Here is a 13,066-nt window from a genome sequence, read left to right as displayed (position 1 = left end):
AGTGTTGAATCGAAACGACAGCGCCCAGGGCGCTTTATTGATGGCTACCACCTTAGCGCTCTTTGGCGCCGCTGCCACCGCAATGCGACAATTTGTCCGTTAACCGCGCGTAAAAAAGCCCGGCGGCGCCGGGCTTTGAGGACGCTGGCGGCTACTCGCCTGTCGACGGCTCGCTGCTAGCCTAATTCGATGCGTTTTTAGAGGCTGATTCAGGCGCTTCTTCAGGTGCTTCTTTGGATACTTCTCCCAGCACTTCGGGAATGGTCTGGCGCACGTAGCGCCCTGGGGCGGCTTCGATCACGCTGAGCGCGCCGCTGCCGGGTACGCGGGCGACCACGGTTTTCTGCGTATCGGCGTAGCCGTTTTGGGTCATCCACGCCTGCCAGTGCGGCCACCATGAACCTTCGTGCGCCTGGGCACCTTCGAGCCACTGCTCAGGCTCCGCGGGAAGCGAATCGTTGGTCCAGTAGCCGTACTTGTTCTTTTGCGGCGGATTGACGATACCGGCAATGTGGCCGGAGCCGCCCAGCACGAAGGTCACCGGCCCCTTGGGCAAAAGCGCCCCATAATAGGTGCTGTTCCACTTGGCGATGTGGTCCTCCTTCGTGGAGACGAAGTAGCTCGGCGTGGAGACCTTCGAAAGGTCGATCTTCACGCCGTCGAGTTCGATACCGCCGGGCTCGACCAGCCGGTTCTCCAGATACATGTGGCGTAGGTACCAGCCGTGGGTCGACGCGGGCAGGTTGGTGCCGTCGGTGTTCCAGTAGAGCAGATCGAAGGCGGCGGGCACGTCACCCTTCAAGTAGTTGTTAATGAAAAACGACCAGAACAGATCATTCTCACGCAGCAGGTTGAAGGTGTAGGCCATCGAGCGCCCGTCGAGATAACCCTTGAGGTTCATCGAGTGCTCGATCCCCTGAACCACGCCCTCGTTCAGGAATACGCCGATATCGCCCGGGTCGCGGAAATCCTGCAGCGTGGCCATGTAGGTCACCGATTTCACCTTACGCCCGCGCCGAGTGCTGTTGAGATACGCCACCGTCGAGGCGGCCAGCGTTCCGCCGACGCAGTAGCTCATCAGGTTCACCGACTTCTCGCCGCAGGCCTTCTCGATCGCCTCCATGGCGCTGATTGGCCCCAGCTGCATGTAATCCGCCCAGGTGACGTCGTGCTGCTCCGGCCCTGGATTGCGCCAGGAGATCAAAAAGACCGTGTGGCCCTGGTCGACGAGCCACTTCACCAGCGAGTTGTCTTCCCGCAGATCGAGAATGTAGTACTTGTTGATCCAGGGCGGCACGATCAAAAGCGGCGTCTTGAACACCTTCTCCGTGCTCGGCGTGTACTGAATGAGCTGCATCAGCTCGTTTTCATACACCACGGAGCCCGGGGTGACGGCGATGTTGTCGCCGATGCCGAAGGCCTGGCGGTCGGTCATGCGAACGTTGATGCCCTCGGCGGAGTTGGCCAGGTCCTCGCGAAGCCGCGCGAGCCCCTCGACCAGATTCTGCCCTTTGGTTTCCAGCGTACGCCGCACCACTTCCGGGTTGGTGGAGATGAAGTTCGACGGCGACATGGCGCTGACGAGCTGGCGGGCGTAGAAGGTAAGATTGCGCTTGCTCGCCCCTTCAAGGCCGTCGAGGTTGCCGATCAGATCGTCAACGGACTGCGAAAACAGCAGGTACTGCTGCATCAGCGCCAGATAGAACGGCTCCTGGGTCCAGGCGTCGTCCTTGAAGCGGCGATCGCCCTTTGCGGGCTGGATCAGCGGCGCCACCGACTCCCCGGAGAGCGTGCGCAGCCCCTGCTGCCACAAAAGCCACTGATCCTGCATCAGCCGCGCCTGGGTTTCCCACAAAAGCGTCGGGTTACCCATCAGCGACCGGGCGGCGGCCTCGAAGCTTTGGCGCATGTCGCTGTACACGGAATCGGCGGCGTCGCTCGGCGCCATTTTGGCCAGAAGCTCTTCCATCAAGGCCTGATACTGTTCGCCGACCTTCTCCATCGCGCCTCTCCAGACCACCAGTTCATCCTGGTTGAGCCCTTCCGGCGCTACGTTCCACGGCGGCACGTTCCACGCTGACTGCATAAGCCCCTCCCCTCGTGCTCTCTCTTTCGCACCCAGCCCGCACCCGGTGCGCGCTTTATCCCTTGACCCAAAAAAGACGGCGCCCGAAGGCGCCGTATTGAAAGCGTTTACTTTTTACGCGTGGACTGGCTGCTGGGGTCGCTTTTGGCACCGCCCGCCTGCTCGCGCATTTGCTCACCGGCGGCGTTGGCCTGGTCACGCATTTGCTGGCCGGCGTTGCTCGCCTGCTCGCGCATCTGCTGGCCGGCAGCGGTTGCCTGCTCGCTCATTTGGCGGCCGGCGTCGCTGAAGAGCTTCTCCATTTCGGATTTGAACTGCAGGCTCATTTCGCTCATCGCGCGGGCGTCTTCCTGCATCTGCTCGGAGAGCTCTTTCATCATCTCGGCTTGTTTGGCGCCGAAGTTCTTCAGACTTTCCGCGTCGCTGACATCGGTGGCCTTGCGCAGCCGATCGGTGCCCATCTGGCTGTAGCGCTGCATCGCGTCCAACTGGTAGTGGGTCAGCTTTTCCATGTTGTCGAGCATCAGCGAGTTCATCTTGCGCATCGGCTCGAACATCTGGCGGGTCTGGCTACTGAAGGCGTCGAACATTTTATCCTGCATGGTCCTGTCTCCTTTCAAGGCAATGAGGCGGCATTCACGTCGGCAGATGGGTGTTGTAATGCTTTTTATACGCGGCGCTCACAAGCGATACCGCGTACGCAGATCCGCGAAAGCAAAGCAGAAGGCGCGCCTGCCTGCGGCCCAAGCGTTTTACCCACGCGTTTTCTTGCCCGTTCAGCGCCGTTCAAAACCCGCTTTACGCAGCGTTTTTCAAATCAAAAGGGCGCACCCTCTTTTTAACCCGAAACGCTTGCCCGGCGCTATCGAAACAGCGTAGCGATTGCCCTGGCGTTTGGCAACGCAGCCCCGAGCTATTCTTTGGACCGCGAGCGCGACGAAGCGCTGGCCCTTGTTTTGGGCGCCGGCTTCTCTGGCTCGGCCTCCGGCGCCTCGCTTCCCGCATTGGTGCTGGCGCTACCCGCCTGTTTCAGCATATCCAGCATCATCTGCTGGTAGGTACCGAAGTGGGCAAGGCCCTGGGACAGCCCTTGAGAGAGCCCCTGTTGCATCATCGGCTGCTGCAAAAACGGGCGCATCAGGCTCATTGGGTCGTAGCCTTCGACGCCGGACTCCATCTGGCGCTGAATGCTGGTCAACAGATGCTGCTGAAAGGCTTCGACGTCGGGCAGGCCCAGCGACTGGCGAAACTCTTCCGGCGTGAGATCGAACTCAACGTTGATTTTCATGGCCGGCTTCCCTTTGTTGATGTGGCTCGGTGGAGCGTGAACCGTTGAGCATTTTGACGACGCGCCGCCAAAGCGGCGGCGGTCAGCCCTTGAATGAAGTGTAGCAGCGGCCTGCGCTCGGGTTTAGCGCTGACCTTTCAAACTAATCCTGGCACTGGTTCAAGCGCGGCGTTTCAACACGAACGTCGCCGTTTTGGCCGCGATGACGCAGTAGATGATCGAGCAGCGTGATCGCCATCATCGCCTCGGCGATGGGCGTGGCGCGAATGCCCACACAGGGGTCGTGGCGCCCCTTGGTGATCACCTCGACCGGCTCGCCGTGCACGTCGATCGAGCGCCCTGGCGTGGTGATGCTGGAGGTCGGCTTCAGCGCCAGCCGCGCGACGATCGGCTGGCCGCTGGAGATGCCGCCGAGAATGCCGCCGGCCTGGTTGGAGAGAAAGCCTTCCGGGGTCAGCTCGTCGCGGTGCTCGGTGCCGCGCTGGGTCACGCTGTCAAAGCCGGCGCCGATCTCGATGCCTTTCACCGCGTTGATGCTCATCAGGCCGTGGGCCAGATCCGCGTCGAGGCGGTCGAACACCGGCTCGCCAAGGCCCACCGGCACGCCGTCGGCGATCACGGTGATCTCGGCGCCGATCGAGTCCTGATCGCGGCGCAGCTGATCCATGTAGTCCTCGAGCTCGGCCACGCGGTCCGGGTCCGGGCAGAAGAAGGCGTTCTGCTCGACGCTCTCCCAGTCCTTGAAGTCGATCTCGATGGGGCCGAGCTGGCTCATGTAGCCGCGCACCTGAATGCCCTGGGCGGCGAGCACCTTCTTGGCGATGGCGCCGGCGGCAACGCGCATGGCGGTTTCGCGCGCGCTGGAGCGCCCGCCGCCACGGTAGTCGCGGTGGCCGTACTTGTGGTGGTAGGTGTAGTCGGCATGGGCCGGGCGGAACTGGTCCTTGATTTTGGAGTAGTCTTTCGAGCGCTGGTCGGTGTTTTCGATCAGAAGGCCAATCGAGGTCCCGGTGGTCTTGCCTTCGAACACGCCGGAGAGGATACGGACCTCGTCGGCTTCCTTGCGCTGGGTGGTGTGGCGCGAGCTTCCCGGGCGGCGGCGGTCGAGCTCGACCTGAAGCTCTTGCTCACTAATCTCGATTCCCGGCGGGCAGCCGTCGACGATGGCGCCAAGGGCCACGCCGTGGCTCTCTCCGAAAGTGGTCACGCTGAAAAGCTTGCCGAACGTATTGCCAGACATGTCGCTAGTTCCTTACGCAAAAGACGCCGCGTGGGCGTCGAGTTCCGCGGCGCTGATGGCAAAGACGCCCTGGCCGCCGTGCTCGAATTCAAGCCACATAAAGCCGACCTCGGGGAAGGCCGCCTCGACGTGACGATCGGAGTTGCCGACCTCGACGATCAGCCAGCCGTCGTCGGTCAAGTGGTCACGCGCCTGGCGCAAAATGCGCCGTACGATATCCAGCCCATCAGAGCCGGCGCCAAGGGCAAGCGCCGGCTCGTGGCGAAACTCGGCAGGCATGGTGGCCAGATCGCGCGCATCAACGTAGGGCGGGTTGGAGACGATCAGATTAAAGCGCTGACCGGCAAGCCCGTCGAAAACGTCGGATTCGACCGCGCGCACCCGGTCGCCGACGTCGTGGCGGGTGATGTTCTGCTTCGCCACTGCCAGCGCGTCCGGGCTCAAGTCCGCCAGCGTCACGTGACTGGTGGGCAGCACCAGAGCCGTGGCGATACCGATACAGCCCGACCCCGTGCACAAATCGAGCACGTGTTCCGGCGGCTCTTCATCGAACCAGGCGCCGAAGCCGTCGAGAATCAGCTCGGCGATCGGCGAGCGCGGAATCAGCACGCGCTCGTCCACATCGAACGGGAAACCGGCGAAGAACGCCTCGCCCAGCAGGTACGGTAGCGGCGCGCGGGTTTCGACGCGCCGGCGCACCAGCTCGATGATGCGCTGGCGCTCGACAGGCAGAAGCCGTGCGTCCTGAACGCCGGGGTCGACGTTCCAGGGCAGATGTAGCGCGCCCAGGCACAGCGCCACCGCTTCGTCCCAGGGCGAGTCGGTGCCGTGGCCGTAGTGCAAACCGGCGACGTAGAACTCGCTGGTTGCCCAGCGCAGATAGTCGCGCAGCGTGATCAGGTCACTGGCCAGCGCCGACTCCGGCAGGGAAAGCGTTGAGGGGGAAGTCTCGGCATTGAGGTGCGTGGTCACAAGGGCTCCTGGCCAGGCGGGGCCGCAAGCGCCTGGCTTGCGGCCTCATCAAGGGTGAAACGTGAAAAACGTCGTAGGCTTAACATCGGGAAATGATTGTACCTTCGTCGCCGCCCGGTTCACAGCGCCGCCAGGGCCGCTATACTGTGGCGTTCACGCCATCCTCCACACCGCCGTTTTTCATTTTTTGTGAGCCTTTCATGTCGCGACGCCGCCACTCGCCCAACGATGAAGAGATCAGCGCCTTTCGCCAGGCGCTCCAGGAGGCCGGGGTGCGCCAGATCAAAAACGACCTGGCCGACCCCGGCAGGCCCAAACGCGAGCGCGACGCCCAAGCGGCGCGCCGCCAGGCGGCGGTCAAAAGCGAAAGCCAGATAACGACCGGGCGCACTTCTGACGGCCGGGTCGAGGCGGTGCGTCCGTCGGAGTATCTCGAGTTCAGCGTGAACGATCTGCCCTATCGCACCTTTAGCCAGCTCAAACGTGGCCAAACGCCCTGGCAGGCGGGGCTGGACCTTCACGGCTACACCCTGGAAGAGGCGCGTACCGAGCTAGAAAGCTTTCTGACGGACGCCGCCGCCCAGCATCTTCACTGCGTGCTGGTGGTGCACGGCAAGGCCTGGGGCGCGACGGCGGATTTTCCGGTGCTAAAAAGCCACACCAACGCCTGGCTCAGGGAGTGGCCGGGGGTGCTGGCGTTTTGCTCGGCGGTGGACGCCGACGGCGGCACCGGCGCGGTCTACGTGCTGCTTCGCAAGCGGGGCCGTTAACCGGCTACTCGGCAGCGTCCGAGGCGATACTCGGCATGCGCCGCTCCAGCGCCTCGTCGGCCAGGTGGCGGCCGAGGCGAATCAAATCTTTAGCGCGGTGGAACTCGTAGGTGCTGCACACCGTTTTCGGCACTTCGATCAGCACGTCCGGCGGGTAGCCCGCCACCTTGTACTTGGCCAGTGCGGCCTGGGTGATATCAAAAGACTCCAGAATCATGTCGAGCTTGCCCCACTCGCGCTGGCCACGCGCCTCCATGCTCTCCTCTTCGACCCACTGGTCGTCTTGCGCGCCAAAGCCGTCCCATAGCCGCTTGGTCGCCGCGCGCACACCGTCCATCCAGCCGCCCAGGTTGGCGTCGTGATCGCGCTCCAGGCGCGTGCGCTCGTCCTGCTCGTCAACGGGCAGAAGCTCCTCGAGGCTGATGGGCTGAGGGCTCTGAGCGGTGACGTTCACCGCCACCACCAGATCCGCCTCGTGGGCGGAGAGAATCGGCATCATCGGTAGCGGGTTCAAAAGCCCGCCGTCGACCAGCACCTGATCGCCCAGATGTACCGGCGTGATCACCCCCGGCACGGCGATCGAGGCGCGAATGGCGCGCAACAGCGGGCCGCGCTGAAACCAGACTTCGCGCTGGCGGACGAGATCCGTTGCCACCGTGGTCACCGGAATGCGCAGATCCTCGATCAGCGTATCGCCGATCAGCGCCTCGAGCTTGTTCATCACCTTGTTGGCACGCATCGCGCCCATCGGGCTCCAGGTCACGTCGACCAGTTTCAATACGTCCAGATAGTCCAGATTGCAGACCCACTCGCGGTACTCCGGCAGTTTGCCTGAGGCGTAAATGCCGGCGATCAGCGCGCCCATGGAGCAGCCGGCGATCGAGATGATCTCGAAACCGCGCGCCTCGAGTTCTTCGATCACGCCGATATGGGCATAGCCGCGGGCGCCGCCGCTGCCCAACACCAGGGCGACCTTTTTGCCGTGACCGTCACTGCAAGGAGAAATATGGCTTAACGCTTGCTCTGTTGACTTGCTCATTCGACGTTCCGATCTGTTCCGTTTTACACGTTCATCTGGCGTTGGCAGTAATCCACGATGGTGGCCGCGACCGCCTCGACGGCATCCATCTCCAGATGCAGATGATGGCCACCCAAAAGCACCTGCCGCGTCAAATGAGGCACCTGCTGGCGCGCCTCTTGTGCCCAGCGGCGCTCGCCAAGAATGCCGCTATCGCCTTCGACGAGCAGTACCGGCGCCTGAATACTCGCCAGCATCATTAGCACCTGCTCCGGCGTAAAGCGCACCAGCGACGGCTTGAGCAGGCGCGCGTCGGTGCGCATCTCAATTTTTCCATCCGGGCTTGCCCGGGTATTGCGCTCGACCACCGGGGTGATGGTCGAAGCACTCACCGGCGTCACCCCGCCGGCCACCCGCGCGGCCACCGCGCGCTCGAGATCCGCGTAGCGCGGCGTGCGCGACGCCTGACGGCGGTGCGCCAAAAGCCCCTTTCTAAGCTGTTCGGTGCTCTGCTCGGCTTCGGTATTGAGCGCACCCAGCCCGTCGACCAGCAGCAGTTTGTCTACTCGCTCGGGCAGCGCGGCGGCCAGCAGGCAGCTTACCGCTGCCCCCATCGAGTGGGCCAAGAGCGTGGCGCGCTCGATTTCCAGCTCGTCCAGCGCGTCGAGCACATCAAACGCGTAGTCCCACAGCGCGTAGTCGGTTTGGGCGGGCCCGTGGGCGGAGTGGCCGTGGCCGCGAAAATCGAGCGCGACGATGCGCACGCCGAGCGCGCGCGCCAAACGCGGCGCCAAGCGCGTGAAGCTTGCGGCGTTATCCAGCCAGCCGTGCAGCGCAAGCCAAGTCGGCGCATCCGTGCGTCCCCACGCAAGGCCCGCCAGTCGGCCTCCGGCCAGCGACAGCGGCCTGGGCGCGGTGCTTGCCACTTCCACCATAAGCGATCTCTCCGTGTGCGCGTCGTTCGTTTGATGACGCCTTATAGCGTAAACGTTACCATGCCGGGCTCAGTGCCTGGAGCGCTTGGTTTTCAAAATTCTGCGCGCTACGCCTAATACGCGCTGGTGCGCCAACCGTCATCCACCCCTTCGCCAGATGAGTACCGTTATGAAACCTCGCCGTGATACCCGTGCCCGCAATGCCGTCTTTTTCATCGCCGTGATCAGCGCCATCGTCGTGGGGCTCTGGCTTGCACGTTGAAAACCGGACGTTGAAAATCGGGCACGGCGTCAACCTTGCATTTTGAGCCTCGGAAAATAATACTGTATATACATACACTATTTTATTTTTCGAGGACGTCACGATGCCGTCTCAACCTGCCCACGTTGCGACAGCTTGGCCGTTAACCTTTCAACCGCTGGCGTTTCCTGCCCTGTACGCCCGCGCCGGCTTCAGCGGCTTTCCGTCGCCGGCCCAGGATTACGAGCAGCGCACGCTGGATCTCAACACGCGGCTGATCAAGAATCCGACGCAGACGTTCTACCTGACGGCGATCGGCGACAGCATGGAAGGCTGGGGCATTTTCCACGACGACCTGCTGGTGGTGGATCGCAGCATCCAGCCGCGCATTGGCCACATTCTGGTGGCGCTGTTCGATGGCGAAGTGCTGATCAAGCGCTACGCGCTCTACCAGGGCACCCCACACCTGTGTTCGGCTCACCCGCTCTACCCGCCGCTGCCGCTGTCGGGCACCGAGTGTCAGCTGTGGGGCGTAGTGCGCGCGGTGATTCACGAGTACGTGTCGTGATCGGTCTGGTCGACGCCAACAACTTCTACGTCAGCTGCGAACGCGTTTTCCAGCCCGAACTCGAAGGCCAGCCGGTGGGCGTGATGAGCAATAACGACGGCTGCATCATCGCCCGCTCGGAAGAGCTCAAAGCGATGGAGATTCCCATGGGCGTGCCGGCGTTCAAGCTCGAGGGGCTGCGCCGCGCCCAGCGCATTCACCTGAAGTCATCGAACTACGAGCTCTATGGCGACATGTCGGGGCGGCTCTGCCAGCTTCTGCGCGACGCCTGCCCGGCGGTGGCGCCCTACTCCATCGACGAAATGTTCGTGTATCTGGACGGCCTCACCCCCGCACAGTGCCAGGCGGTGGGTGAAGCGCTTCGCCGCCGCATCCGCCGCCACCTGGGGCTGCCGGTCTGCGTCGGGCTGGCGCCAACCCATACGCTGGCCAAGCTTGCCAACCACGCCGCCAAAAAGCGCGCGCGCTACGAAGGGGTATGCCTGCTGGACGCTGCCTCGAAAGAGACCACGGCGCTGCTGAAGGAGCTTCCCGTAGGTGAGGTGTGGGGCATCGGGCGGCGGCTGGCCGAGCGGCTGGCGGTGCAGCGCATCCACACCGCTTGGGATCTGCGCGAGTGCGATCACCACGACCTTCGCCGGCGCTTCTCCGTGGTGCTGGCGCGCACGGCGCTGGAGCTTCGCGGCACGCCGTGCCTTTCCATGAACGCGGTGGACGAGCCGCGCCAGCGCATCATGACCTCGCGCTCTTTCGGCAGGCCCACCGGCGACAAGGCCGACGTGTACAGCGCGCTGAGCCGCCACGCCCAGCGCAGCGCCGAGAAGCTTCGCGAGCAGCGAAGCCTGACCCGGGCGGTGATGATCTTTCTCGCCACCAACCGCCACCGCCAGGACCAGCCTCAGTACTTTCCCCACGCCATGATTCCGCTCGCCGCCCCCAGCGACGACACGCGCGTGGTTCTGGCCGCGGTGCGCGAAGGACTCGAGCAGATCTACCGTCCCGATCACCGCTTCATGAAGGCCGGGGTGATGCTGCTAGACTTGGTCGATGCCGAGCAGTATCAGCTCTCGCTTTTGCATCAGCCGCCTCGCCACCGTCATCATCCAGCGCTGATGGCCACCCTCGACGACATCAACCGGCGCATGGGCCAAAACAAGGTGCGCTTTGGCGTCGAGCCGGAAGAGGCGTCCTGGCACTTGCGCTGCGGCCACCGCTCGGACCGCTTTACCACTCGCTGGGGCGAGTTGATGAAAGCCGGTACGCATCCCGGCGCAATCCAGGCGTGTGCCGAGCGTAAGAAGCCGCTACCCTAAAGGCCCCATTCGAAGTTGCGTTAGTCCTCATGCCGCTTACACGCCCCGACAAGGAATTCGCCCCCGCCCCGGATCGCATTCAGCGTTTCGCACGCCGCTACATCGGCCGCCGCCTGACTCGCCATAAAGCGCTAGGCGCCCCGGATATGGTCGCTTTGAAAAAAAGCCGCCGCTGGGTGATCGTTTGGGCGGCGCTGGCGGGGACCGTTTCGGGCACGCTGATCGGCGGCGCCGAGTGGTGGATGCGCGAGATACTCGTCGACCACTGGGAGGCGCTGTCGCTTCGCGAACAGCTGCCCTACTGGACCGGCTACATGGCCTTCGCTGGTGTGGTGACGCTGCTGGAAATCGGCTTTATTTACTGGAACTCGCTGCGCGGCGTGGCGCGCATGATGCACTTTTGCGGGCTCGACTACCGCCACAGCTCGCCCCAGCCCCCCACGGTGGAGTTGACCCTGCAGGGCGCAGCCCGGGTGGCGCTGGAGTACCCAAGCCCGGGTAGTCTCGTGTACGGCGTCAACCCGCACGCGTATCTTCGCGGCTGGAAGCTGACGCTACGCGCCCTGATCTACCGGCTCAAGGTCAGCCTGAGCAGTTTCCTGCTTCGCATGATCATGCGCCGCCTGCTCGGACGGCTGACCCTGCGCGGCTTCGTTCCCTTTCTTGTCGCACCGCTCTACGCGCTATGGAATGCCTGGATCGCGGCCCGCGTGACCGAGGACGCCTGCCTGCTCGCCCTGGGCCCTCAGCGCATCGAACGGCTGATGCCGCGCATCGAGCGCGCCCCGGAACACATCCGCCGCCTGCTCGCCCAGGGCGTGGGTGAAATGATCATGCGCAACCAGCACCCCCACCCGAACCTGGTGCTGCTGCTCTCATACGTGCTGGCCACACTTCCCGACGCGCCCAGCACCCTGGCCGTGGAATGGCCAAGCGCTCTGGATGAGTTTGCGCGGCTCGACGAGGGCGAGCGCGCACCGCTTTTGGAAAGCCTAACCCAAGCGGTGCTGTTGAGCGGCGGCTATCGCGGCGCGCGCAAGCGATTTTTACGCCAGGTGTTCGCCCGCTGCCAGACACCGCTGACCGCTACGTTCATCAACGAGCAGCGCCGCGAGATGGCGTCGAACAAGCCGTCTTCGACGAGGGCACCGAACGATCAGCGCGGCGCGAGCGCCTGACGCAGCCGCGGGCTTAAAAGCTCGCCCACTAGCATCAGCAGCAGCAGCACGCCGAGCAGATACGGCCAGTGCTGAGCGAACACGACGCTATAAAGCCCCAGCACGTCGGCAAAGATCACCAGAATGCCCAAGGGGCTTACGTAGCGCGCCATCACCAGCCACAGCGCGTAGAAGCGCGGGCCAAGCGCAAGCTCGTCGCGCATGACGTCCTTTTTGAGCATAAATCCGGCGACGAAAATGGTACCCAGCCCGCCCAGCGGCATCAGCCAGCGCGAAGTCAGATAGTCGAGCCAGTCAAAGAAGGTCTTACCCGCCAGAGTCCAGTCCGCGCCCACGTTGAACGAAAGCATCGCCGCGGTACTGATCAGCCAAAGCACGGTGCCGGTACTCCAGGCCGCCGAGCGGCGCGTAAAGCCCTTGTTGTCGCAAAGCCAGGAGACCGTTGCCTCGACCATGGAGATCGACGAGGTGAGCGCGGCCATCGAGAGCATGATGAAAAACAGCGCGCCGAACAGCGACCCCAGCGGCATCGCCTGAAACGCGACGGGCAGGCTCTTGAAGATGAGCCCCGGCCCACCCGCCGGGTCCATGCCGTTGGCAAAAATGACCGGGAAGATCGCAAGACCGGCCATGAGCGCGACGAGCGTATCCGCCATCGCGACGCCGAGCGTGGTGCGCCCGATGGAAGCGGTTTTCGGCAGGTAGCTGCCGTAGGTCAAAATCGCCCCGGCGGCCAGCGACAGCGTGAAAAACGCATGGCCCAGCGCGGCCAGCATCCCCGCACTCGAAAGGCTTCCCGCGTTGAACGAAAACAAAAACGCAAAGGCCTCACCGAAGCCTCCAGAAAGCGCGCCGAAGCCGATCAGTACCACCAGCATCAGCACCAGCCCCGGCATCATCCAGCGTACGTTCTTCTCGATGCCCTCCTGAACGCCCTTGCCGACGATCACCATGGTGATCAGCGTGACCAGCGTGCTCCAAAAACCCAGATTCCAGGGATTGGCGTTATTGGCCTCGAACAACGCCTCAAGCTCCCCGACACTGCCACCGCTGAGCCCGCCGCTAAGCGTCTTCCAGAGATAAGAGAACGACCAGCCCGCCACGACCACATAAAACGAGAGGATCATGAAGCCGGCGAGCATCGACATCCAGCCCAAAAGCGACCATAGCGGTGAGCGGCCAGACTCCGTCGCCATGCGGCGAAAGGCGTCGATAGGGCTGCCGCGCCCGCGTCGACCAAAGGCGATCTCGGCCATCATCACCGGCACGCCCACGGCCAGAATGCAGATCAGATACACCAGCACGAAGGCGCCGCCGCCGTACTCGCCGGTCATGTAGGGAAACTTCCAGACGTTGCCAAGCCCCACCGCCGAGCCGGTCGCTGCCAGCAGAAATCCCCAGCGCCCAAGCCACTGCGCACGCGGTTGTTCAGAAGACGCCATGCCTTTTCCCCTGCC

At 63.6% G+C, this 13,066-nt stretch carries 12 protein-coding genes; 4 read left to right on the top strand and 8 right to left on the bottom strand.

What is annotated here, in order from left to right; genetic code table 11:
* Positions 1 to 181: 181 nt before the first annotated feature.
* The 5 genes from phaC to prmB all read right to left on the bottom strand — a co-directional run bounded on the left by phaC (position 182) and on the right by prmB (position 5,586).
* Positions 182 to 2,086, bottom strand: coding sequence for a class I poly(R)-hydroxyalkanoic acid synthase (phaC, locus tag ACGLWX_RS09125; protein ID WP_396239128.1), 1,905 nt, complete (start codon positions 2,084 to 2,086; stop codon positions 182 to 184).
* Between the two features lie 107 nt (positions 2,087 to 2,193).
* The gene (locus tag ACGLWX_RS09120; RefSeq protein ID WP_396239126.1) at positions 2,194 to 2,688 is read right to left on the bottom strand and encodes a phasin family protein; all 495 of its coding nucleotides are present in this window, start codon (positions 2,686 to 2,688) and stop codon (positions 2,194 to 2,196) included.
* A 311-nt stretch (positions 2,689 to 2,999) separates the two neighbouring features.
* A complete protein-coding gene (locus ACGLWX_RS09115) occupies positions 3,000 to 3,374 on the bottom strand; it encodes a hypothetical protein (RefSeq protein WP_396239124.1) in 375 nt (124 codons plus the stop codon).
* Positions 3,375 to 3,516: 142 nt separating this feature from the next.
* Positions 3,517 to 4,614, bottom strand: coding sequence for a chorismate synthase (gene aroC / locus ACGLWX_RS09110; RefSeq protein ID WP_396239122.1), 1,098 nt, complete (start codon positions 4,612 to 4,614; stop codon positions 3,517 to 3,519).
* A gap of 12 nt (positions 4,615 to 4,626) precedes the next feature.
* Complete coding sequence (prmB, locus tag ACGLWX_RS09105; RefSeq protein ID WP_396239120.1) at positions 4,627 to 5,586, bottom strand: 50S ribosomal protein L3 N(5)-glutamine methyltransferase; 960 nt, start codon at positions 5,584 to 5,586, stop codon at positions 4,627 to 4,629.
* 200 nt (positions 5,587 to 5,786) lie between these two features.
* Between prmB and ACGLWX_RS09100 the strand changes: the two genes are divergently transcribed.
* Positions 5,787 to 6,356 (top strand): Smr/MutS family protein, encoded by a 570-nt coding sequence (locus ACGLWX_RS09100; RefSeq protein ID WP_396239118.1) that lies wholly within the window; start codon positions 5,787 to 5,789, stop codon positions 6,354 to 6,356.
* A 4-nt stretch (positions 6,357 to 6,360) separates the two neighbouring features.
* Here the strand turns inward: ACGLWX_RS09100 and ACGLWX_RS09095 are convergent, their stop codons facing one another.
* Together ACGLWX_RS09095 and ACGLWX_RS09090 are read right to left on the bottom strand one after the other, a co-directional pair.
* Entirely contained in the window at positions 6,361 to 7,395 is a 1,035-nt protein-coding gene (locus ACGLWX_RS09095) for a patatin-like phospholipase family protein (RefSeq protein WP_396239116.1), read from the bottom strand.
* 23 nt (positions 7,396 to 7,418) lie between these two features.
* Entirely contained in the window at positions 7,419 to 8,309 is an 891-nt protein-coding gene (locus ACGLWX_RS09090) for an alpha/beta fold hydrolase (RefSeq protein ID WP_396239114.1), read from the bottom strand.
* A 365-nt stretch (positions 8,310 to 8,674) separates the two neighbouring features.
* On the opposite strand from ACGLWX_RS09090, the gene ACGLWX_RS09085 reads away from it, so the two are divergent.
* Genes ACGLWX_RS09085 through ACGLWX_RS09075 form a run of 3 tightly spaced genes read left to right on the top strand, consistent with a single transcriptional unit; the run spans position 8,675 to position 11,609 of the window.
* Entirely contained in the window at positions 8,675 to 9,118 is a 444-nt protein-coding gene (locus tag ACGLWX_RS09085; protein ID WP_396239112.1) for a LexA family protein, read from the top strand.
* Positions 9,115 to 10,431 carry a Y-family DNA polymerase gene (locus ACGLWX_RS09080; RefSeq protein ID WP_396239110.1) on the top strand — a complete coding sequence of 439 codons (1,317 nt, stop codon included), beginning with the start codon at positions 9,115 to 9,117 and terminating at the stop codon, positions 10,429 to 10,431. The genes ACGLWX_RS09085 and ACGLWX_RS09080 overlap by 4 nt, the downstream gene beginning before the upstream one ends.
* A gap of 29 nt (positions 10,432 to 10,460) precedes the next feature.
* On the top strand, positions 10,461 to 11,609 hold the full coding sequence (locus ACGLWX_RS09075) for a hypothetical protein (protein ID WP_396239108.1): 1,149 nt from the start codon (positions 10,461 to 10,463) through the stop codon (positions 11,607 to 11,609).
* Here the strand turns inward: ACGLWX_RS09075 and ACGLWX_RS09070 are convergent.
* Positions 11,588 to 13,051, bottom strand: coding sequence for a sodium-dependent transporter (locus ACGLWX_RS09070; RefSeq protein ID WP_396239106.1), 1,464 nt, complete (start codon positions 13,049 to 13,051; stop codon positions 11,588 to 11,590). The two genes, ACGLWX_RS09075 and ACGLWX_RS09070, sit on opposite strands and share 22 nt — an antisense overlap.
* Positions 13,052 to 13,066 lie beyond the last annotated feature (15 nt).

Origin of the sequence: Halomonas sp. HMF6819, assembly GCF_044335525.1 — a bacterium.
In the GTDB taxonomy this organism is placed as follows: Bacteria; Pseudomonadota; Gammaproteobacteria; order Pseudomonadales; family Halomonadaceae; genus Vreelandella.
This window is presented reverse-complemented; position numbering and strand designations above follow the sequence as displayed.